Consider the following 21,015-nt stretch of genomic DNA (forward strand, 5'->3'; position numbering starts at 1 on the left):
CGACACGGAGGTCGGCGACGATGAGCGCAGTGCTGGAACTTCGCGAGGTGCGCCGGACGCACGGCGCCGGCGAGGCCGCCGTGCACGCGCTGCGCGGCGTGAGCCTCACCGTGACGGCGGGCGAGCTGGTGGCGGTGATGGGTCCGTCCGGCTCCGGCAAGTCGACGCTGCTGGCCCTGGCCGGCGGTCTGGACCGGCCCACCGGCGGCGAGGTGCTGGTCGAGGGCGAGGCGCTCGGCGGGCTGCCGGCCCGCGAGCTGGCCCGGCTGCGCCGCCGCCGGGTCGGGTACGTCTTCCAGGACCTCAACCTGCTCGGCAGCCTGACCGCGGTGGAGAACGTGGCGCTCCCGCTGGAGCTGGACGGCACCGGGGTGCGGGCGGCCCGCCGGCTCGCCCTGGCCGCGCTGCGCGAGGTGGAGGTCGCCGGCCTGGCCGACCGGTTCCCCGACCAGATGTCCGGCGGCCAGCAGCAGCGGGTGGCGATCGCCCGGGCGCTGGTCGGCGAACGCCGGCTGGTCCTCGCCGACGAGCCGACCGGCGCGTTGGACTCCCAGGCCGGCGAGGCGGTGCTGCACCTGCTGCGCCGCCGGGTGGACGACGGCGCGGCCGGGGTGCTGGTCACCCACGAGGCCCGGCACGCCGGCTGGGCGGACCGGGTGGTCTTCCTGCGCGACGGCGTGCTGGTCGACTCGACCGCCCCGCTGGTCGGCATCGAGCACCTGCTCAGCGGCAGCGGCCGGTGACCTCCGGCCGGCTGGCCGCGGCGCGCGGCTCGTGGCGTACCGCGTTGCGGATCGCCCGCCGCGAGGCCCGCCGGTCCCGGCGGCGCACGCTGCTGGTGCTGGTGATGATCGCGCTGCCGGTGCTCGGCCTGAGCTTCGCCGCGGTGAGCTACGACATGTCCGATCTGACCCGGTCGGAGCGGCAGGACCGTCGGCTCGGCGCGGCCGACGCGGAGCTGCGCTGGACGAACCTGGGGCCGGTGACGCAGGACGCCTGGGGTGACTCGTCCTGGCCGGTCGAGGGCGAGCCGACGGCCCGGACCCGGCCGGTCACCGCGGACGAGCTGCGGGCGCTGCTGCCCGCCGGCAGCCGGGTCACCCGGATCAGGTGGTGGATGCCGTTCGAGGCCCGGATCGGGCGGCACATCGAGGCGCTCGAGGCGCGCGCCGTCGACCTGACCGACCCGCTCGCCCGGCCGCTGGCCCGGATCCGGGAGGGGCGGGCGCCGGTCCGCCCGGACGAGATCGCGGTCAGCCCGGCGGCGCTGCGCCTGCTGCACACCCGGCTGGGCGAGCCGGTACGCACCACCGACGGCGCCGGTCACCGGGTGGTCGGCGTGATCGAGTTCCCGGACAACCTGGGGCCGACGGTGACGCTGGCCGGGGTGGCCCCGGAAGGGCCACCGACCGAGGCGACCTGGCTCGTCTCCGTCCCCGGGGGGATGGACGGTGCGCTGGCCGACCGGCTCAACGCCCAGGGCGTCCAGGTGGCCGCCCGGCACCCGCTGCCGGGCCGGGACACGTTCACCGACGGCGTGCCGATGCCGGACGCCGAGGAGACGAGCGTGTCGGTGCTGGTCGGTGGGCTGGGCCTGCTGGAGGTGGTGCTGCTGGTCGGACCGGCCTTCGCGGTCGGCGTCCGCCGCCGGCGGCGGGACCTCGCGCTGGTGGCGGTGGCCGGCGGGGACGCGGTCCACCTGCGCCGGATCGTGCTCGCCGACGGGGTGGTGCTCGGCGCGGGCGGGGCCGCCCTGGGGCTGCTGCTCGGCGTCGGCGCCGCGTTCGCCGGCCGGCCGTTGGTCGAGCAGTACCTGATCCAGCAACGCTTCGGCGCGTACCGCGTCTTTCCCGCCGCGCTGGTCGCGATCGCCGCGGTCGCGGTGCTGGCGGGGGTGCTGGCGGCGCTCGCGCCGGCCTGGGCCGCGGCCCGGCAGGACGTGGTGGCCGGGTTGGCCGGCCGGCGCGACGCGCCCCGGCCGCGACGCCGCTGGTTGCTGCTCGGGGCGCTGTTCACCGTCGCCGGCACCGCGCTGGCCGCGTTCGCCGCGACCCGGACCTCGCCGACCGGCGTGCTGGCCGGTGTCGTGCTGGGCGAGCTGGGGCTGGTGTTCTGCACCCCGACGCTCGTCGGGGCGCTCGCCCGCGCCGGCCGGCTGCTGCCGCTGACCCCCCGGCTGGCGTTGCGGGACGCCAGCCGCAACCGGTCGTCGGCCGCGCCGGCCATCTCGGCGGTGATGGCGGCGGTGGCCGGCAGCGTGGCGCTCGGGGTCTACCTGGCCAGCGACGACGCCCGCTCGGAGAGCATGTGGCAGCCGGGCCTGCCACCGGGGCACCTGCTGGTCCAGCTCGTCAACCGCGACGTCACGCCGCCGCCGACCGCCGGCGCGATCGCCGACCGGATCCGCGCGGTGCTGCCGGGCGCCACCGTGGTGACCGTCGCCACCCCGGACTGCGCCCGACCGCGCGGAACGGACGACTACTGCGCCGCGCAGGCGGTACGCCCTCCCGAGCAGCGTTGCCGGTACCAGCCGACCGAGGTCGTCCCGGTCGACGCCCGGCGCGACGGCCGCTGCACCGAGACGTTCCGTGAACCGAACGACATCTCGCTGCCCGCGCTGGTGGACGACGGCGACGCGCTGGTGGCCCTCACCGACGCCCCGCCCGACGAGGTGAGCGCCGCGCGCCGGACGCTCGCCGCGGGCGGCGTGGTGGTCACCGACCCCCGGAAACTCGTGGACGGGCGGGTGCGGGTGGAGGTCGAACGCGGGTCGGGCGGCGCGAGCACGGGACGGCTGCTGCCCGGGTACGTGCTGCGCGGCGGGCTTCCGGTGGACCAACTGGTGCTCTCCCCCGCCGCCGCGCGGGCGCTCGGGCTGGTCGGCACGCCGATCGGCTACCTGGTGGACACCACCGCCGCGCCCAGCGACCGGCAGCGCGAGCGGCTGGCCGACGAGCTGTCCGACCTGGTGCGGGTGTCGGTGGACATGTCGACCGCCCGCCCGCCGTCCGACCAGCGACCGGTGCTGCTCCTGCTGGCCGTCGCGTCCGGGATCATCACGCTGGGCGCGGCCGCGGTCGCCACCGGCCTGGCCGCCGCCGAGGGCCGCCGGGACCTGTCCACGCTCGCCGCGGTCGGCGCCGATCCCCGGGTACGCCGGATGCTGTCGCTCTGCCAGGCCGGGGTGATCGCGGTGCTCGGCTCGGCGCTCGGCACCCTGGCCGGGCTCGGCTCGGCGGTCGTCATCCTGGCGTCGCTCAACCAGCGCTACGCGGACTCCTGGCCGGTGGAGCCGCCGTACCCGGTGGCCGTGCCCGGTCTCACCATGGCCGTGCTGGTGGTGGTGCCGCTGGTGGCGATGGCCGGCGCGGCGATGTTCACCCGGTCCCGCCTGCCGATCGAGCGCCGCCTCGACTGAACGGCCCAGTTCAGGGGGTGACGGGCGGCGGTGGGAGCGGCACACTGGGCGGGTGTCCGCTCTGGGATCCCTCACCCGCCGCCTCGGTCACCAACAGTGGTTCGCCACCACCATGCGCCTGCTCGTCCCCGCCGACCGGCTGGTCGGCCGGCTGACGAAGGGGCGGGTGGTCGCCTTCGGACTGGTACCCACGCTGGTGCTCACGTCCACCGGCCGCCGCTCCGGCAAGCCCCGCAGCAATCCCCTGCTCTACGTCCCCGACGGCGACGCCTACGTGGTGATCGGCTCCAACTGGGGGCAGCAGCACCAGCCGTCGTGGACGTTCAACCTGCTGGCCCAGCCGGCCGCCGAGGTCGACGTGCGGGGGCGCCGGATCCGGGTGCGCGCCGAGCAGGTCGTCGGCGCCGACCGGGAGCGGCTCTTCGACCGGCTGGTGCAGGAGTGGCCGGCCTACCGCACGTACGTGGAGCGGGCCGGCGGCCGCGAGATCAAGGTCTTCCGCCTCGTCCCGACCGCCTGAGCCTCGGATGCCTCAGAGTGCGTCGTAGACGTCGCTGCGGTGGCCGAGCTGCACCACCAGCACGATCAGCTCGTCGTCGCGGACGACGTAGACGACGCGGTAGGAGCCGACGCGGATGCGTAGGAGGCCAGGATGTCCGACGAGTGCCTTGACCCCGGCGGGCCGCGGGTCGACGGCGAGGCCGGCGATCGCGGTCACGAGCCGGGCCTGCACCGGGCGGTCGAGCTTACGGAGGAGCTTGGCGGCAGCTCGGTCGACGTGAATCGTGTACGGCGTCGGCGCAGGCGTGCTCACAGGTCCAGCTCTTTACGCAGTTCCGTGAACGGGAGCGGGGACTCTCCCTCGTCGATCCGAGCCAGGGCCTCCCGGGCGGCGGCGACGTCGACAGCGTCCTCGGCGCGTTCGATCGCTTCGGCGAGATCGGCCGGCACAATGGCGGCCAAGCGCTGCCCACGACGGGTGACATAGGTGATGCGTCCGGCGTAGTGGGCGCGCGAGACGACATCGGCAAGGCTCTCGCGCGCGTCCGAAATCGGGAGTTCAGCGGCAGGCTCACTCATCCGCCAATTGTACAACTCGTACGTGTCGTACAGCATGGAACACACGCGGAGGTGGACGTGGTCGTCGGGCGGGAGATCGACCGGCTGGACGACAGGCGCTGGCGGGTGGCCGAGCGGGTCGGCGACGCCGTGTTGCGCCGGTTCCCGGCCGACGTGCTCGCGGTCGCGGTGCACGGCCCGTTGGCGCACGGCGACGACGACGGCGGCGGGGACAACGAGGTGGGGCTGCTGGTCGCCACCTACCGGCCGGGCGCCGGGCCGCCACCGTCCACCCGCCGGGTGGACGGGGTGCTGGTCGACCTGACCGTCACCGGGGCGGACGACCACCTGCGGCGGGCCACGACGATCACAGCGGGGTGGCCGCTGGCCGCCGACCGCTACGTCACCACCTGCGCCCTGCACGACCCGACCGGCTGGCTGCGGCGGCTGCGCGACGAGCATCTGGCCCGGCTGGCCCGGGCCCGGCCGACCGAGTTCACCACCGCCGCCCGGCAGGCCTGGTACCGGGGCAGCGCCGCGCACGCCCGCGCGCTGCGGCTGGCCGAGTGGTACGAGACCGACCAGGCGCTGCTGATGCTCGGCGAGGCCCGGCTGGCGGCGGCCACCGTGCAGGGGCTGTTCAGCCGCACCTACTTCCGCGACCCCGGCGACGCGGTGCGGCGCACCGGGCTGGCCGGGGCGGACATGACCGAGGTGGGTGCGGCGCTGGGCCGCCAGGCCGAGGAACTGGCGGCCCGGGGGCGGCCGGTCGACGGCACGGTGGACGACCTGCTCGACGGCTGAGGCGGGTCAGCCCAGCCCGCCGCCGACACCGATCAGCGCGCCGATCAGATAGGTGGCGCCGGCGGCCAGCGCGCCGAGCAGCAACTGCCGCAGGCCGCTGGTCAACCAGGACCGGTAGGTGAACCGGGCGACGACCGCCCCGGCGACGAAGAGCCCCACCCCGCCGACTCCGAGCGCCAGCCACAGGCTGGTGAAGCCGAGCAGGTAGGGCAGCAGCGGCACCAGCGCGCCGACCGAGAAGCAGACGAACGACGAGATCGCCGCCGCCCACGGGCTGGGCTGGTCGTCCGGGTCGACGCCCAACTCCTCGCGGACGTGGACGCGCAGCGCCTCCTCCGGGTTGCGCCGGACCGCCTCGGCGACCTGGGTGGCCAGGTCGCGGGGCAGGCCGCGGGCGACCCAGGCGTCGGCCAGCTCGCGGGCCTCCGCCTCCGGGTGCCGCTCCAGCTCGCGCCGCTCCTTGGCCACCTCGGCGGCCACCTGCTCGTTGGCGGAGCGGACGCTGGTGTATTCGCCCAGCCCCATCGAGATGGCGCCGGCCACCAGGCCGGCCGTGCCGGTCAGCACCACGCTGCGCGGGGACACCCCGCCGCCGCCGACGCCGGCGATCAGCGCGATGTTGGTGACCAGACCGTCCATCGCGCCGAACACCGCCGGCCGCAGCCAGCCGCCGGACACGTCCGCGTGGTGCGCCTCGCGCAGCGCCGCCGGGGTCTCGGTCACGGCAGCGTCAGGATCTCGTAGCCGTCGTCGGTCACGACGATGGTGTGCTCGAACTGCGCCGTCCACTTCCGGTCCTTGGTGACCACGGTCCAGCCGTCGTCCCACATGTCGTACTGGTAGGTGCCGATGGTGATCATCGGCTCGATGGTGAACGTCATGCCGGGCTCCATCACGTCGGTGGGACGCGGGCTGTCGTAGTGCGGCACGTAGAGGCCGCTGTGGAAGGCCTCGCCGATGCCGTGCCCGGTGAAGTCGCGGACCACCCCGTAGCCGAACCGCTTGGCGTACGACTCGATGACCCGGCCGATGACGTTGATCTGGCGGCCCGGCGCGACCGCCTTGATGCCGCGCATCATCGCCGTGTGGGTTCGCTCGACCAGGAGCCGGGCCTCCTCGCTCACCTCGCCGACGCAGAAGGTGGCGTCGGTGTCGCCGTGCACCCCGTCGAGGTAGGCGGTCACGTCGACGTTGATGATGTCGCCGTCGTGCAGCACGGTCGAGTCGGGGATGCCGTGGCAGATCACCTCGTTGAGGCTGGTGCAGCACGACTTGGGGAAGCCCCGGTAGCCGAGGGTCGACGGGTAGGCGCCGTGGTCGCAGAGGAACTCGTGCACCACCCGGTCGATCTCGTCGGTGGTCACCCCCGGCTTGCAGTGCTCGCCGGCGAGCTGGGTGGCCCGGGCCGCGAGCCGCCCGGCCACCCGCATCTTCTCGATGGTCTCCTGCGTCTGCACGTGCGAGCCACGCCACTCCTGCGGGCGCTTCTTGCCCACGTACTCCGGGCGCGGGATGTGGGCGGGAACCGCTCGCCACGGGGAGAGCGTGCCGGGGGTCAGCGGCGCACGGACGGTCATGTGCTCAGCCTATCGTCGGCCCTCGTCGTGACCCCCGCCACGGCCCCGCCGGGCAGGTTGTTGCCGCGGCGCAAACGCTGTGCCATTGTTGCTGCGTGGATCAAGGGGGCGCACCGCCCGTCTTCTCCGTGAGCGCGGAGGGCGACGGGATCAGGCGTCACGTCCAGGTCACCGGCGAGGTCGACATGGCGACCGCCGACACCATGTTCCAGACCGCGCTGCGCGAGCCGGCCAAACAGCTCACGCTCGACCTGCGGGCGGTCACCTTCTTCGACTCGGCCGCCATCCACGCGGTGGTCCGGCTCGCCCAGAAGTTCCCGGCCGCGCTCACCGTGCTGCCGTCCCGGCAGGTCCGGCGGGTGCTGGAGATCTCCGGCCTGGGCGAGCAGGACTGGCTGGCCGACGCCTGACTCAGGGCTGCTCCCCCGTGCCGTGCGCGAGCGGCGGCCCCGGCGCAGCCGGCGGGTGACGCCGCTCCGACTCCGGCTCACCGGCGTCTCTGGTGGCGTCGGGGGCGAGGTTCCGCCGCAGCTCCTCGGCGTCCTGCTTGCTCACGCCACTCGCCCGGATCGTGTTCACGGCGATGATGCTGACGTCGTTGGCCACGTTGACGCCGCCGATGCGCAGGCCTGCGCTGAGCGCCTCCTGGGCCCGGCGGATCGCGGTCAGCGCCGCGCGTTGCGAGCGGGACGGCCGGTCGGACGACGGCGACCACTCCACACCGACGTGCCTGACCGCCTCGGCGAGATCGTCGACGGCCGCCGCGAGCGGCGCGGGGACCGGCTCGTCGTGGCGGAGCGCGGTCTCCAGGTTGAGGGCGAGGTCGCGACTCTGCAACAGGGACCGCATCATCAGACCGGCGCCGTGCCGCCAGCCCTCCAACGAGTTGTGGTTGTGCCACCGCAACGGCGAGATGCGGACGACCTCGACGGCCGCCGACAACGCCGTCTGGAGGTCCGAGGTGTCGACGCCGCGCAGGGTGTCGAGGGCCTCTTTGGCCGCCTCGGCGTCGCGCTTGCGGGCAGCCTCGGCCAGCCGTTCCAGTTGGCCGGCGATGTGGTCGAGCAGCGGCCGGCCGGCGCGCCGGATGCGGTGGATCGGGTGCAGGGGCAGCACCACCAGGGCGACCAGGATGCCCACCACGCCGCCGACGAGGCCGTCGACGAAGCGCGGCAGCGCGAGGCTCGTGTTGGCCGGCGAGAGCACCGCGATCACCATGGCGCTGCCGCCCACCTGGGTCACGAACGAGCCCTCGCCGCTCAGCAGCACGGCGAACAGGATCGACACGGCCACGATGGCGCCGATCTGCACGTGCCCCTGCCCCACCCAGGAAACGAGCAGATCACCCAGGGTGATGCCGACCGCCACGCCGGCGACCAGGAACAGCGTCCGGCGGAAGCGCTGCCCCACCGAGCTGGCGATGGTGCCGACCGCCACGGCCGGCGCGAACAGAGGCTGCGGATTGTCCAGGACGTCGTTGGCGATCCACCACGCGCCGGCCGCGGCCACCCCCGACTGGACGGCCACGAGCAGGCTCAGCCGGAGACGGACCAGCCGGTCGTGGGCGGTGGCGGAACCGGTACGCCGGACCGCGGCCCAGGCCGCGCCGACCGGATCGTGGGTGCGACGCCGGCTCGCGCTCACCCCGATCCTCGTCTCATCACCGATACGCTACGGCTTGCGTTCCTCTGATCCCGGCGAAAAGCGGGATCGAACGCGGACCCGACATGTCTCGGCCGGCACGGGGTACGCACCCGCGTCCTCGACAGCGGGAGCGGTGACCGGGTGGCCATGATCGAGTTGCGGGTGCACGGGGTGGGCGGTCGCAGCTCCGACCGGATCCTCGGTGAACGTTCCGCCCACCGCGTCGCCGGTGACGCCGAGGCGGGCTTCTACCGGCCCGGAGCCGCACCGGAGGACCCGGAGCCGGCCGGGACCGCGCGCCTGGAGGCGTACCGGTGGAACGGGCTGACCGGCGGCACGGCCGGACGGACGTTCTCGCTGGTGCTGCTGATGCCCTTCATGCTCGGCAACGTCGCGCTCTGGGCCCTGCCGCTGACCGGCCGCGCCGGCGCACCGGCCCGGGCGGTCGTCCGGCTGCTGTCCGTCTCGCTGACCATGATGTACGTGCTGGCGGTGGTCGGCGTGGCACTCGATCTGGTCGCCTGGCAGTGCCTGAGCTATCCACGCTGCTACGAGAACCGCCGCTTCGTCTCCTGGCTGGCCGGGCTGCCCGCCGGCTGGGAACTCGCCATCCTCGCCCTGCTTCCGCTGGCGGCGATCGCCGGGCTGTGGCGACTGGGCCGCCGGACGTGGCAGCTTCCGGAGACCCGGGCGCCCGACGGCGGCGACACCGAGATCGAGGGCCTCGACGACCCGGCGTTCTGGGACAACCGCAGCCTCGTGCGGCACCTGCGCGCCGTGCACCTGGTGGCGGCCCTGGGGACGCTCGACATCGCGGTGCTCAGCGCGCTGGTGCCGCACGACCGCCGGCTCACCGGCTACCTCCTGTTCGCGGCCGTGGTGGCCGTCACCACGACCGCATTGATCATCTGCTGCCTGCCCGCGATCGAGCGCCGCACCAGCGAACCGCGCTTCGCCACCGCGACCCGAACGCTGGCCCGCTCGTCAGGAGTCCTGACCGTGGCGGTTCTCGCCTACTCGCTCGTACCCCGGAAATCCTGGGCCGCCGCGGACAACCTGCCCGGCTACGACGTGCTCGTCGCCGCCGTCTACGTGAGCCAGATGGTGCTGCTCACCGCGCTGGTCGCCCTGGTCGTCGTGACCCGCCGGCACCACGTCACCGGTTCCGCCGTCCTGCGCGGGCTCGCGGCGCCGGTGCTCATCCTCATCGCGATCGGGTTCGCGGTCTCCTACTCCTCGGGCGTGGTCTACCTCTCCGCCGACTACCTGGACCGAGGGTCCAGCCCCACGCCCGCGCGTCCGACGCCGCCGGGCGCGCCACCCCTGACCCCGCCGGTGGCCTTCCGCTGGGCAGCCCTGGGGTTCTTCCTGGCGGTGATCCTCGCGGCGGCCGTCGTGCTGACCCGCCGACTGTGGCGGCGGTCTGCGCGTCGGGCCTCGGCCATGCGGATCGTGCGGGCCGAGTACGCCGACCTGGGCCATGCGCCCCCCGCCCGGGTCCACGCCGCACGCGACGCGATCGTCTCGGCGCAGCTCGCCGACAAGCTCGGGCCGCTGGCGCCGGCTGCGTACGCCACCCTGGCGACGATCTCGCTCGGCGCCGCCGGATCGGCGATCCTGCACGACGGTCCCGGCGACCTGGCCCGCCGGCTCGTCGGCGAGTCACTCGCCCGGCCCGTCATCTTCGTCACCGACCTCGGCGCCTACCTGATCGGCACCTTCGCCCTCCTGTTGGGCGTCTTCGGCCTGTTCGCCTACCGGTCGAGAGGCATCCGCCTGATCGGCATCCTGTGGGAACTGGCGACCTTCTGGCCCCGGGGCGCCCACCCGCTCGCCGCGCCCTGCTACTCGGAGCGGGCGGTGCCCGACCTCACCCGCCGGGTCCGCCACCTCATCGACGCCGGCCACACCGTCGTCCTGGCCGGCCAGAGTCACGGCAGCGTGCTGGCCGCGGTCGCCGCGCTGCAACTTCCCGCGTCCGCGCGTTCCCGGGTCGCGTTGCTCACCTTCGCGTCCCCGCTGCGCCGACTCTACGCCCGGGTGTTCCCCGCCTACCTCAACGACGCGATGCTGCGCCGCATCGGCGGGGACATCGGATGGCGCTGGATCAACCTGTGGCGCCGGACCGACCCGGTCGGTGGGGTGATCTTCCCTCCGGACGGCGGGTCACCGGACGATCCGGCCGCCGGTGTCGACCACCCGGTGCGCGACCCCGCCGGGCTGACCGTCGCGCCCGGCGACACCGTGCCACCGCCGATCGAACGTCACCTGTTCCGCTTCGACGACACCTACCGCGCGGCCGTACGCGACCTCGCCGCCCGGCTGCCCCGGGACGACTAGTCGGCCAGTCGGCGCCGCAGCGTCAGTTCGGTGCCGTCCCCGGTGCGGGTCACGCTCATCTCCCCGAGCGCCTGGATCAGGGCCAGCCCGCGCCCGCGGAAACTCGACCCGCTGGACTCGCGCCACCGGCCGCTGTCCCGGATCGTCGCGGTGACCGTGCGGTCGGCGATGGTGACCTCGACCGCGATGACCGGGTCCACCGGGTCGACCGGATGCTCGATCGCGTTCGCCGCGGCCTCCGAGATCGCCACCGTCAGGTCGAACAGGTCGGTCTCCTCGACCTGGTGGGCGACGAGGAAGTCCTCCAGTCGCTTGCGCAGCACGCTGAGTCGGGTCGGGTCGGCCGGCAGCCGTAGCGCGAACCGGTTCAGCTCGGCCGCCTCCAGCGCCAGCACCGCCACGTCGTCGTGCCGGTCCCGCCCGGCGACCCGCTCCACCACGGCCTCCACCAGGTCGGCCACGTGCTCGCCGCCCGCGCTCGCGTCGGCCCGCAACTGGCCGAGGCCGGCGTCGACGCCCGACTCCCGGTCCTCGATCAGGCCGTCGGTGTAGAGCAGCAGCCGGCCGCCGGGGGCGAGTTCGCCCTCGACGGTCCGGTAGACGGTGCCCGGGATCGCCCCGACCGGCGGCCCGAGGGCCCGACCGTGCAGGAAGGCCACGTCGTCTCCTCGGATCAGCAGGGGCGAGGGGTGACCCGCGCTGGCGTACCGGAGCCGGCCGGTGCGCGGGGAGAAGTCGAGGCAGACCACGGTGGCGAAGGAACCGCTGTCGGTGGAGTGGACCAGCCGGTTGAGCCGGGTCAGCGCCTCGCCCGGGTCGTAGCCCTCCAGCACGTACGCCCGCAGCGCGTTGCGGAGCTGGCCCATCCCCGCGGCCGCCCGCACGCCCTTGCCGACCACGTCGCCGATGACCAGCACCAGCTCGTCGTCGGGCGTGCCGATCACGTCGTACCAGTCGCCGCCGACCTCGACGTCGGCGCTGCCGGGCAGGTAGCGGCTGGCCACCACCGCGCCGGGGAGCTGCGGCAGCGTCCGCGGCAGCAGGCTGTGCTGGAGCGTGGTGGCGATCCGGTGCTCGACCTCGTAGAGCTGGGCGTTCTCCAGCCGTACGCCGATCAGCCGGGCCAGCTCGGTCAGCGCCGCCTGCTCGGCGCCGCCGCCCTCGCGTCGCCACACCCGCAGCTCGCCGAGCTGCTCGCCGGTGGTGCCGGTGAGCGGCAGCACCGCGGACGGCTCGGCCGGCAGGTCTCCACCGGCGTCCTCCTGGTGACGGGTGCCGCCGGCGACGACCAGCACCCGGCCCGCCTCGGCCAGGTTGAGCGCGTGCTCCGCGGCCACCCGCACCACCTCTACCGTGGAGCGGGCGGTGTTGATCGCCACGGCGGCGTCGGCGAGCGCCCGCAGCCGGCGGATGATCTGCCCGCGGAGCTGGCCCAACTCGACGTTGGCCCGCACCCGGGCCACCAGCTCCTGGCTGGAGAAGGGCTTGGTGAGGTAGTCGTCCGCGCCGGCCGAGAGACCGGCGACCTCCTCCGCGGCGCCGGCGCGGGCGGAGAGCATCACGATCGGCACTCCCCGGGTGAGCGGGTTGCCGCGCAGCGCGGCGACCAGCCCGAAGCCGTCCAGCCGGGGCATCATCACGTCGGTCAGCACCAGGTCGAACGGGCTGTCCACGGCCAGCCGCAGCGCCTCCACGCCGTCGCGCACGGCCACCACCTCGTACGCCGGGGCGAGCAACCGGCTGACGTGCTCGCGCAGGTCGGGGTTGTCGTCGGCGAGCAGGACGCGGCCGGAGCCACCCGGCGTGCCGGACGGCTCGGGCAGCCCGGTGGGGCGGGCCACCTCGTCGGTCCAGAGCGCCGTCTCGGCGACGTAGAGCCGGGCCTGCTCCGGCTCGGTCAGCGGCACCGGGGCGAGCGCGGACACCCGGTCGGCGGGCAGGTGACCGTAGCCGAACGGCACGGTCACGGTGAACGTGGTGCCCCGCTCGACGACGCTGCGCGCGGTCACCACGCCGCCGTGCATCTCGACCAGCTCGCGCACCAGGGCGAGCCCGATGCCGGTCCCCTCGTGGGTGCGGGAGCGCGCGCCGGCCACCCGGTGGAACCGTTCGAAGACCTGCGGCAGTTCCTCCGGTGCGATGCCGACCCCGGTGTCGGTCACCTCCAGCACCGCCGCTCCGTCGCCGGGGCGCACCCGGACCCGGATCTCGCCGTCGAAGGTGAACTTGACCGCGTTCGACACCAGGTTGAGGACGATCTTCTCCCACATGTCCCGGTCGACGTAGACCGGCGCGGGCAGCGGCGGGCAGTCGACCACCAGGCGCAGCCCGGCCCGCTCGGTGGCCGAGCGGAACGTGCTGGCCAGCCGGGCGGTGTAGTCGGACAGGTCGGTGGGCTGGAAGCGGGCGGCCAGCCGGCCGGACTCCAGGCGGGAGAAGTCGAGCACGGTGTTGACCAGCTTGAGCAGGCGCAGCCCGTTGCGGTGCATGACGGTCAGCCGGTCGAGGTAGCCCTCGGGCAGCTCCCGGTCGGCGAGCAGGTCCTCCAGCGGCCCGAGGACCAGGGTGAGCGGGGTGCGGAACTCGTGGCTGACGTTGGCGAAGAAGTTGGTCTTGGCGCGGTCCAGCGCGGCCAGCTCGGCGGCGTGGGCGCGCTCCTGCTCGTACACCCGCTGCTTGCTCACCGCGCGGGAGACCTGCGCGGCGACCAGGTCGACGAAGTCCCGGTAGTCGTCACCGAAGGGCAACCGGCGGGACACCCCGAGCAGCAGCGCGCCGGCCGGCTCGTTGGTGGCGGTCAGCGGCAGCAGCAGCGCCTGGTCGGCGGCGTCCGCCGGCACCGGGCCGGGCAGGTCGGAAGTGGCGACCCAGCGCGGCGCGGTCAGCGGCTCGCCGGCGGGCAGGCCGGGCCAGCCGGCGACCACGGCCGGGTCGACGCCGGCGCAGCCGGCCAGCGCGGGAACGCCGTCGGAGTCGTGCAGCCACATCGCGTTGAACGGCACGTCGGCGCGGTGCGCGTCGAGCACCCGGGCCACCGCCCGGCCCAGCTCCAGCGTGCTCGGCACCTCGCCCAGCTCGTCGCCCAGCTCGGCCAGGGTCCGCAGCCGGCGCTCGCCGAGCACCCGGCCGGTGGTCTCGTTGACGAAGCAGAAGATCCCGTTGACGGTGCCGTCGGCCTCGCGGATCGGGTCGTACGAGACGTCGAAGTAGACGTCCTCCAGGAAGCCGTGCCGGTTGATCACGAACGGATGGTTCTCGCCCCGGTAGGGGACGCCGGTGCGGCGCACCCCGTCCAGCAGCGGGCCGAGCACGTCCCAGGTCTCCGCCCAGTGCAGCCGGGCGGACTGCCCGATCACGGCCGGGTGCTTGTCGCCGATGGTCGGCCGGTAGGCGTCGTTGTAGAACGCCAGGTGCTCCTCGCCCCAGAACACCACCATCTGGGCGCGGGACGCCAGCATGGTGCTCACCGCGTGGCGGAGCGCGGACGGCCAGCCGTGCGGGTGGCCGAGGCGGGTCGCCGACCAGTCGAAGCCGCGCAGCCGCTCGCCCATCTCCCCGCCCGCGGCGAACGCGGCGGTCAGCAACGGTGGCAGTGACGACTCGCCGGCCGCCGGGGACGAACGACCGACGTCCCCGCCCCCCTGGGCCGAGCCCATGCAGCCTCCCGCTCCGGCCAAGTTCACGACGGCCGGCGCGACCACGCCGACCGTCCCCGCCTACTACCCCGGCGAACGAGCAACGTAACGCACGCGGCCCGACGGACGCTGGTTACCTCCGCCTCATCCTGTCGTAACCGGCGGGCGGGGGCGAGCCGGGCCGGGTCGAGCCGGCCGGGACGTCGGCTCGACGGCCTGTGATCTGCGCGACATCGCGGCCCGCACCAGCGCGGCGACCGGTCGCGGATCGACCTCGTTCTCCGGGTGCCACTGCACGCCGAGCACGAAGCTTCGGGCCGGGTCCTCCACCGCCTCCACCACCTGGTCGTCGGCCCGGCCGGTGACCGCCAGGCCGCCGGGGTCGGCCACCGCCTGGTGATGGTACGAGTTGACCCGGTCCACCCCGGCCATCACGTGTCCGGCCAGGCTGCCGGCGGTGAAGCGCACCGGGTGCGACCCGTAGACGCCCGGCGCCGGGCGGTGCCCGTCGTGGCCGACCACGTCCGGCAGGTGCTGGTGCAGCGTGCCGCCGTAGGCGACGGCGAGCAGTTGCATGCCCCGGCACACGCCCAGCACCGGCAGGTCGGCCGCGAGCGCGGCGGTCAGCAGCGCCAGCTCGCCGGCGTCCCGGTCCGGCCGGGCCTCGGTGCGCGGGTCGGGCGGCTGGCCGTACCGCTCCGGGCCGACGTCCGCGCCGCCGGCCAGCAGCAGCCCGTCCAGCACCTCCAGCACGTCGGCGTCGGTGTCGTCCGGGGGCAGCACCACGGCCCGGCCGCCGGCCGCGGTGACGGCCCGGACGTACGCCTGCGGCACGAGCGTCGCTGGGACGTCCCGCCACACCGCCCAGCCGGCCGGCTCGACGTACGCGGTGATGCCGATCACCGGCCGCTTCCTCACAGGGGTGTCACGTAGGCGCCGGTGATGCCGCCGTCCACGACGAACTGCGCGGCGGTCATGAAGGAGGCGTCGTCGCTGGCCAGGAACGCCACCGCGGCGGCGATCTCGGTCGGCTCGCCGAACCGGCCCATCGGCACGTGCACCAGTCGCCGGGCGGCCCGCTCCGGGTCCTTGGCGAACAGCTCCAGCAGCAGCGGGGTGGCGACCGGGCCGGGGCAGAGCGCGTTGACCCGGATGCCCTCCCGGGCGAACTGCACCCCCAGCTCCCGGGTCATCGCCAGCACCCCGCCCTTGCTCGCCGTGTACGCGATCTGCGACGTCGCGGCGCCCATCAGCGCCACGAACGACGCGGTGTTGATGATCGAGCCCTTGCCCTGCCGGCGCATGTGCGGGATGACGTGCTTGCAGCACAGGTAGACGCTCGTGGTGTTGACCCGCAGCACCCGCTCCCAGGCGTCCAGCCCGGTGTCGAGGATGGAGTCGTCGTCGGGGGGCGAGATGCCGGCGTTGTGGAAGGAGACGTCCACCCGGCCGTGGCGGGCCACCACGCCGTCGAAGAGGTCGCGGACCGCCGCCTCGTCGGCCACGTCGGTGGCGACGAACTCCCCGCCGACCTCCTCGGCCGCGCGCGTGCCGGCGTCGGCGTCGATGTCCACGCAGACCACCCGGGCCCCCTCGGCGGCGAAGCGTCGCACGGTGGCCAGCCCGATGCCGCTGCCCGCGCCGGTCACCACCGCCACCCGGTCGGTAAGTCGTCCCTGCACGATGATCACTCCTCGGTGCCGATGAACACGTTCTTGACGTCGGTGAAGGCGTGCAGCGCGTCCGGACCCAGCTCCCGGCCGAGGCCGGAGCGCTTCATCCCGCCGAACGGGGTCCAGTAGCGCACCGAGGAGTGCGAGTTGACGCTGAGGTTGCCCGCCTCGACCGCGCGGGCCACCCGGACGGCCCGGCCCACGTCCCGGGTCCAGATCGAGCCGGAGAGCCCGTACTCGGTGTCGTTGGCGAGCCGGATCGCGTCCGCCTCGTCGTCGAAGGGGAGCACCGAGACGACCGGGCCGAAGATCTCCTCGCGCCAGTGCCGGTCCGCCGGCGAGCCGGCGAGCAGCACGGTCGGGGGGTACCAGAAGCCGGGTCCGTCGGGGCGGGAGCCGGTGAACGCCACGTCCGCGCCGTCGACGTACCCGCCGACCCGGTCCCGGTGCGCGGCGGAGATCAGCGGGCCCATCTCGGCGGTCTCAAGGGCCGGGTCCTCCACCCGGAACGCCCGCACGGCCGGTTCGAGCAGTTCCAGGAAGCGGTCGTACACCTGACGTTGGACCAGGATGCGGGAGCGGGCGCAGCAGTCCTGGCCGGCGTTGTCGAAGACCGACGACGGCGCGGTGGCCGCCGCCTTCGCCAGGTCGGCGTCGGCGAAGACGATGTTCGCCGACTTGCCGCCCAGCTCCAGCGTCACCCGCTTCACCTGCTCGGCGCAGCCGGCCATGATCCGGGTGCCGACCTCGGTGGAGCCGGTGAAGCAGATCTTGCGGACCGCCGGGTGGGTGACGAACCGCTCGCCCACCACGGCGCCCCGCCCGGGCAGCACGGTGAACACGCCCTCGGGCAGGCCGGCGTCGAGCGCCAGCTCGGCCAGGCGCAGCGCGGTCAGCGGGGTCAGCTCGGCCGGTTTGAGCACCACCGTGTTGCCGGCGGCGAGCGCCGGGGCGAACCCCCAGCCGGCGATCGGCATCGGGAAGTTCCACGGCACGATCACGCCGACCACGCCCAGCGGCTCGTGGAACGTGACGTCGAGGCCGCCGGGCACCGGGATCTGCCGCCCGGTCAGCCGCTCCGGCGCGCCCGCGTAGTAGTCGAGCACGTCGCGGACGTTGCCGGCTTCCCAGCGCGCGTTGCCGATGGTGTGTCCGGCGTTGCGCACCTCGAGCCGCGCCAGCTCCTCCAGGTGCGCGTCCACCTCGGCGGCGAACCGCCGCAGCAGCCGCCCCCGATCCCCCGGCGCCACCTTCCGCCACCCCTCGAACGCGCCGGCCGCCCGCGAGACCACCGCGTCCACGTCACGCACCCCCGCGCCCGCCACCGCTCCCAGGCTCGCCCCGTCAACCGGCGAGATCACCTCTCCCACGCGCGCCCCCTCTCTCCGCGATCTTGCAGTTACTGCCCCGACAAAAGCCACTCATGCCGCGATTCGCGGGCCGCAAGTGCAAGATCGCGGAGGACTCGGGGGGTCAGAGGCGCTCGAAGCCACGCACCAGCTCCCAGTCCGTGACCGCGGCGTCGAAGGCGGACAGCTCGACCGTCGCGTAGTTGGCGTAGTGGGCGACCACCTCGTCACCGAACGCCTCCCGGGCCACCTGCGAGCCCTGCCAGAGGTCGAGCGCGTCGCGCAGCGTGGCGGGGACGCGCTCGGCGGCCGGGTCGTCGTACGCGTTGCCGGTGCACTCGTCCGCCAGCTCCAACTCGTGCTCGATGCCGTGCACCGCGCCGGCCACCAGCGCGGCGATCGCCAGGTAGGGATTCACGTCGGCGCCCGGGACACGGTTCTCCACCCGCATCCCCTGACCGTGCCCGACCAGCCGCAGCGCGCAGGTGCGGTTGTCGGTGCCCCAGCGCAGCGCGGTCGGCGCGAACGAGCCGGGCTGGTAACGCTTGTAGGAGTTGATGTTCGGCGCGAACATCAGGCTGAACTCGCGCATCGTGGCGAGCAGGCCGGCCAGCACCCGCTGCCCGGTCACGCTCAGGTGCGCCGGCCCGTCCCCCAGCATCGCCGACGAGCCGGAGGCGTCGCGCAGCGAGAAGTGGATGTGGCACGAGTTGCCCTCGCGCGCGTTCGGCTTGGCCATGAACGTGATCGACATGCCCTCCTGGGCGGCGATCTCCTTCGCCCCGTTCTTGTAGACGACGTGGTGGTCGGCGCAGGCCACCGCCTCGTCGTAGCGGAACGCGATCTCGTGCTGGCCGAGGTTGCACTCGCCCTTCGCGCTCTCCGGGGTCAGCCCGGCGCCGGCCATCTCGGTGCGGATGCGACGCAGCAGCGGCTCGACCCGGGCGGTGCCGAGCAGCGAGTAGTCGACGTTGTACTGGTTGGCCGGGGTCAGCTCGCGGTAGCCGCGCCGCCACGCCTCCTCGTACGAGTCGCGGTAGAGCACGAACTCCAGCTCGGTCCCCGCGTACGCGGTCAGCCCGTGCGCGGCCAGCCGGTCGAGCTGCCGGCGCAGGATCTGCCGGGGCGAGGCGACCACCGGGCCGGAGCCGTCCAGCCACTCCAGGTCGGCCAGCACCATCGCGGAGCCGGGCTGCCACGGCGTCCGGCGCAACGTGTCCAGGTCGGGGCGCATGGCGAAGTCGCCGTAGCCGCGTTCCCAGCTCGACATCGCATAGCCGTCGACGGTGTTCATGTCCACGTCCACGGCGAGCAGGTAGTTGCAGCCCTCGCTGCCGTTCTCCACCACCTGGTCGAGGAAGAACGGCGCGTGGATCCGCTTGCCCTGCAACCGGCCCTGCATGTCGGTGAGGGCGAGCACCACCGTGTCGATCTCGCCCTCGGCGACGGCGACCCGCAACTGCTCCAGGGAGAACGGCGTTCTACTCATCAGGGGGCCTCCATCACCAAGGTCTACTGGCAAACCGGATCACCGTCAATGCCCCGGTGCGACCGGCGGCGAAACTCCAGGAGCGCACATGCGTCGTCGGATCGTCGCGGCCGTCGCCGCCGTCCTCGCGATCGGGCTGGGCGCCACCGACGCCCGCGCCGACCGGCAGCCCGTTCCCGGCCCGACGCGACCGGCCACCGACCCGGCGCCGCAGCCGGACCTGGTCGACCTGCGCCCGGCCGGCTTCGAGCGGCACGTCGACAGGCGGCCAACGGCCGGCTACGACCTGGCGAACCCGCGGGTGGTCGCGACCGGGCTGGCGGTGCCCTGGGGACTCGCCTTCCTGCCCGACGGCGGCGCCCTGGTCGCCCAGCGGGACCTCGGCACCGTCCTCCTGGTCCGCCCCGGCCGGCCCACCCGGCAGGTGGCGCGCATCGCCGACGTGGTCGCCGGCGGCGAGGCCGGCCTGCTCGGGCTCGCCGTCTCCCCCACCTACCGTCGGGACGGCTGGGTCTACGCCGCGTACACCAGCGCCACCGACATCCGCGTGGTCCGGTTCCGGCTGGCCCCGACGCCGGTCCCGCAGGTGCTGCTCGGCGGCATCCCCCGGGCAACCTCGCACGACGGCGGACGGATCGCGTTCGGCCCCGACGGCATGCTCTACGCCGGCGTCGGCGACGCCGGGGTGCCCGCCCGGTCCCAGGACCTGACCAGCCGCAACGGCAAGATCCTGCGGATCCGCCCGGACGGCGGCGTGCCGGCGGACAACCCGTTCCCGGGCTCGCCGGTCTACAGCTACGGCCACCGCAACGTGCAGGGCCTCGCCTGGGACCGGCACGGCCGGCTGTTCGCCACCGAGTTCGGCCAGAACACCTGGGACGAGGTGAACCGGATCCTGCCCGGCGGCAACTACGGCTGGCCGGTCGTGGAGGGCGTCGCCGGCGACCCCCGGTTCCGGGACCCGGTGGTCGTCTGGCCGCCCGCCCAGACCTCCCCGAGCGGCGCCGCGTTCGCCCGGGGCACGCTCTACGTCGCGGCGCTGCGCGGCACCCGGCTCTGGGCGGTGCCCGTCGACGCCGCCGGCGAGGTCGGCGTACCGGTGGCGGAGCTGGTCGGGACGTACGGCCGCCTGCGTACCGTCGCGGTCGCCCCGGACGGCGCGCTCTGGGTGACCACCAGCAACCGCGAGCCGCGCGGCGTTCCGCCGGCGGCCGACGACGACCGCATCCTCCGCTTCCCGCTCACCCACCGCCAACCTCAGCCCTGACCCGAAGGGATACGCGGACAGCCCGGCCCGGCGTCAGCCACGCGCCCGCGCCCAGGCCAGGAAGCGGCGGTGCAGGTCCGGCACGTGATCCGGGTTCAACCGGGCGAGGTGTTCGGTCGCCTCGGCCATCAGCCCGCCGAGGTGGAACAGCAGCCCGACGCGGTCACCCCGGTACTCGACGAGCAGCGACAGCCGCGCCGGCTGGCAGGGCCACTCCGCGCCACAGTTGCGGCACCGCCACAGCGGACGCGTCGGCACGTGCGGAATCCGCCGGCGACCCGTCACCGCAGCCGGCGGGCGATCGCCCGCGCCTCGACCTCGGTGAGCGGCAGGAACCAGAGGAACCTCCGGACGATCTCGGGCGGCTCCGGTCCCTCGGCGCGGCCCCGCAGGTCCCGGATGGCGCCGCGCAGCAGGAAGGCCATCACCGGGATGAGCGCCGCCGGCCGGAGCTGATGCCGGGGGATGTCGCGCAGGGCCGGGCAGGGCCAGGGCTCGCCGCAGCGTTCACAGTCCCATGTCGGGTGGTAGCCGAGGTGTCCGCTGACGGTGAGCACGCCGCCCAGGCCGCTGTTCGTTTGCCACTCCTGCACGTCAGGCTCCTCGTCGTCGGTGGAGAGGGCCGCCCGGTCCTGGTCGGGACCGGGCGGCCCCGGGCTGGAACCCGCCCGCGCTCGGCAGCGACGAGCGGATCCGCATGCGTGACAGTCTGCTGAGCAGACCGTTACGGTCGGAAGGCATCGAGCCTGGTCACGACGCA

The 21,015-nt window shown here is 74.4% G+C and carries 19 protein-coding genes; 7 read left to right on the forward strand and 12 right to left on the reverse strand.

The genetic code is table 11. The features are described 5' to 3' along the window. Positions 1 to 20: 20 nt before the first annotated feature. From H1D33_RS16830 to H1D33_RS16840, 3 genes are read left to right on the forward strand one after another with little or no spacing between them, the layout of a single operon-like run. Positions 21 to 743, forward strand: coding sequence for an ABC transporter ATP-binding protein (locus H1D33_RS16830; protein WP_181572234.1), 723 nt, complete (start codon positions 21 to 23; stop codon positions 741 to 743). After that, entirely contained in the window at positions 740 to 3,418 is a 2,679-nt protein-coding gene (locus H1D33_RS16835) for an FtsX-like permease family protein (protein ID WP_181572233.1), read from the forward strand. The genes H1D33_RS16830 and H1D33_RS16835 overlap by 4 nt, the downstream gene beginning before the upstream one ends. Before the next feature lie 52 nt (positions 3,419 to 3,470). Continuing rightward, the gene (locus tag H1D33_RS16840; protein ID WP_181572232.1) at positions 3,471 to 3,938 is read left to right on the forward strand and encodes a nitroreductase family deazaflavin-dependent oxidoreductase; all 468 of its coding nucleotides are present in this window, start codon (positions 3,471 to 3,473) and stop codon (positions 3,936 to 3,938) included. Between the two features lie 12 nt (positions 3,939 to 3,950). Here the strand turns inward: H1D33_RS16840 and H1D33_RS16845 are convergent, their stop codons facing one another. Then, positions 3,951 to 4,202: a type II toxin-antitoxin system RelE family toxin gene (locus H1D33_RS16845; protein WP_181572700.1), complete on the reverse strand. Its 252-nt coding sequence runs from the start codon at positions 4,200 to 4,202 to the stop codon at positions 3,951 to 3,953. 26 nt (positions 4,203 to 4,228) lie between these two features. Next, positions 4,229 to 4,498 carry a type II toxin-antitoxin system prevent-host-death family antitoxin gene (locus H1D33_RS16850; protein WP_181572231.1) on the reverse strand — a complete coding sequence of 90 codons (270 nt, stop codon included), beginning with the start codon at positions 4,496 to 4,498 and terminating at the stop codon, positions 4,229 to 4,231. Positions 4,499 to 4,549: 51 nt separating this feature from the next. Here H1D33_RS16850 and H1D33_RS16855 point away from each other — a divergent pair, with 51 nt between their 5' ends. Further along, positions 4,550 to 5,281: a nucleotidyltransferase domain-containing protein gene (locus H1D33_RS16855; protein ID WP_246412056.1), complete on the forward strand. Its 732-nt coding sequence runs from the start codon at positions 4,550 to 4,552 to the stop codon at positions 5,279 to 5,281. Between the two features lie 6 nt (positions 5,282 to 5,287). Here the strand turns inward: H1D33_RS16855 and H1D33_RS16860 are convergent, their stop codons facing one another. Beyond that, the gene (locus tag H1D33_RS16860; protein ID WP_181572230.1) at positions 5,288 to 6,004 is read right to left on the reverse strand and encodes a VIT1/CCC1 transporter family protein; all 717 of its coding nucleotides are present in this window, start codon (positions 6,002 to 6,004) and stop codon (positions 5,288 to 5,290) included. Next, entirely contained in the window at positions 6,001 to 6,858 is an 858-nt protein-coding gene (gene map / locus H1D33_RS16865; RefSeq protein WP_181572229.1) for a type I methionyl aminopeptidase, read from the reverse strand. Before map ends, H1D33_RS16860 begins: the two co-directional genes overlap by 4 nt. Positions 6,859 to 6,953: 95 nt before the next feature. On the opposite strand from map, the gene H1D33_RS16870 reads away from it, so the two are divergent. Beyond that, a complete protein-coding gene (locus tag H1D33_RS16870; protein ID WP_181572228.1) occupies positions 6,954 to 7,268 on the forward strand; it encodes an STAS domain-containing protein in 315 nt (104 codons plus the stop codon). Between the two features lies 1 nt (position 7,269). Here H1D33_RS16870 and H1D33_RS16875 read toward each other — a convergent pair whose 3' ends face one another. Next, positions 7,270 to 8,502, reverse strand: a complete 1,233-nt coding sequence (locus H1D33_RS16875; protein WP_181572227.1) for an FUSC family protein — start codon at positions 8,500 to 8,502, stop codon at positions 7,270 to 7,272. 141 nt (positions 8,503 to 8,643) lie between these two features. On the opposite strand from H1D33_RS16875, the gene H1D33_RS16880 reads away from it, so the two are divergent. Then, positions 8,644 to 10,842 (forward strand): hypothetical protein, encoded by a 2,199-nt coding sequence (locus H1D33_RS16880; RefSeq protein ID WP_181572226.1) that lies wholly within the window; start codon positions 8,644 to 8,646, stop codon positions 10,840 to 10,842. Here H1D33_RS16880 and H1D33_RS16885 read toward each other — a convergent pair. From H1D33_RS16885 to H1D33_RS16905, 5 genes are all read right to left on the reverse strand, one after another. After that, a complete protein-coding gene (locus tag H1D33_RS16885; RefSeq protein WP_181572225.1) occupies positions 10,839 to 14,498 on the reverse strand; it encodes a SpoIIE family protein phosphatase in 3,660 nt (1,219 codons plus the stop codon). The genes H1D33_RS16880 and H1D33_RS16885 overlap by 4 nt on opposite strands. Positions 14,499 to 14,621: 123 nt before the next feature. Next, positions 14,622 to 15,380 (reverse strand): gamma-glutamyl-gamma-aminobutyrate hydrolase family protein, encoded by a 759-nt coding sequence (locus tag H1D33_RS16890; protein ID WP_246412054.1) that lies wholly within the window; start codon positions 15,378 to 15,380, stop codon positions 14,622 to 14,624. A gap of 11 nt (positions 15,381 to 15,391) precedes the next feature. Continuing rightward, positions 15,392 to 16,159: a 3-oxoacyl-ACP reductase gene (locus tag H1D33_RS16895; protein WP_181572224.1), complete on the reverse strand. Its 768-nt coding sequence runs from the start codon at positions 16,157 to 16,159 to the stop codon at positions 15,392 to 15,394. 5 nt (positions 16,160 to 16,164) lie between these two features. Further along, on the reverse strand, positions 16,165 to 17,520 hold the full coding sequence (locus tag H1D33_RS16900) for an aldehyde dehydrogenase family protein (protein ID WP_181572223.1): 1,356 nt from the start codon (positions 17,518 to 17,520) through the stop codon (positions 16,165 to 16,167). A 103-nt stretch (positions 17,521 to 17,623) separates the two neighbouring features. Next, a complete protein-coding gene (locus H1D33_RS16905) occupies positions 17,624 to 18,988 on the reverse strand; it encodes a glutamine synthetase family protein (RefSeq protein WP_181572222.1) in 1,365 nt (454 codons plus the stop codon). A gap of 88 nt (positions 18,989 to 19,076) precedes the next feature. On the opposite strand from H1D33_RS16905, the gene H1D33_RS16910 reads away from it, so the two are divergent. Next, positions 19,077 to 20,255, forward strand: a complete 1,179-nt coding sequence (locus H1D33_RS16910) for a PQQ-dependent sugar dehydrogenase (RefSeq protein WP_181572221.1) — start codon at positions 19,077 to 19,079, stop codon at positions 20,253 to 20,255. A 33-nt stretch (positions 20,256 to 20,288) separates the two neighbouring features. On the opposite strand, the gene H1D33_RS16915 is transcribed toward H1D33_RS16910, so the two are convergent. Next, complete coding sequence (locus H1D33_RS16915; protein WP_246412052.1) at positions 20,289 to 20,513, reverse strand: flavin reductase; 225 nt, start codon at positions 20,511 to 20,513, stop codon at positions 20,289 to 20,291. Positions 20,514 to 20,536: 23 nt separating this feature from the next. Continuing rightward, positions 20,537 to 20,848: a hypothetical protein gene (locus tag H1D33_RS16920; RefSeq protein ID WP_246412050.1), complete on the reverse strand. Its 312-nt coding sequence runs from the start codon at positions 20,846 to 20,848 to the stop codon at positions 20,537 to 20,539. Positions 20,849 to 21,015: the final 167 nt, after the last annotated feature.

It is taken from the genome of Micromonospora ferruginea, assembly GCF_013694245.2.
GTDB lineage: Bacteria > Actinomycetota > Actinomycetes > Mycobacteriales > Micromonosporaceae > Micromonospora > Micromonospora robiginosa.

What these genes read in the sequence shown, in the direction of transcription:
- H1D33_RS16885 (WP_181572225.1), bottom strand. Translation starts at nt 14,498, where the DNA reads ATGGGCTCGGCCCAGGGGGGCGGGGACGTCGGTCGTTCGTCCCCGGCG.
- H1D33_RS16905 (WP_181572222.1), bottom strand. Translation starts at nt 18,988, where the DNA reads ATGAGTAGAACGCCGTTCTCCCTGGAGCAGTTGCGGGTCGCCGTCGCC.
- H1D33_RS16830 (WP_181572234.1), top strand. Translation starts at nt 21, where the DNA reads ATGAGCGCAGTGCTGGAACTTCGCGAGGTGCGCCGGACGCACGGCGCC.
- H1D33_RS16850 (WP_181572231.1), bottom strand. Translation starts at nt 4,498, where the DNA reads ATGAGTGAGCCTGCCGCTGAACTCCCGATTTCGGACGCGCGCGAGAGC.
- H1D33_RS16910 (WP_181572221.1), top strand. Translation starts at nt 19,077, where the DNA reads ATGCGTCGTCGGATCGTCGCGGCCGTCGCCGCCGTCCTCGCGATCGGG.
- map (WP_181572229.1), bottom strand. Translation starts at nt 6,858, where the DNA reads ATGACCGTCCGTGCGCCGCTGACCCCCGGCACGCTCTCCCCGTGGCGA.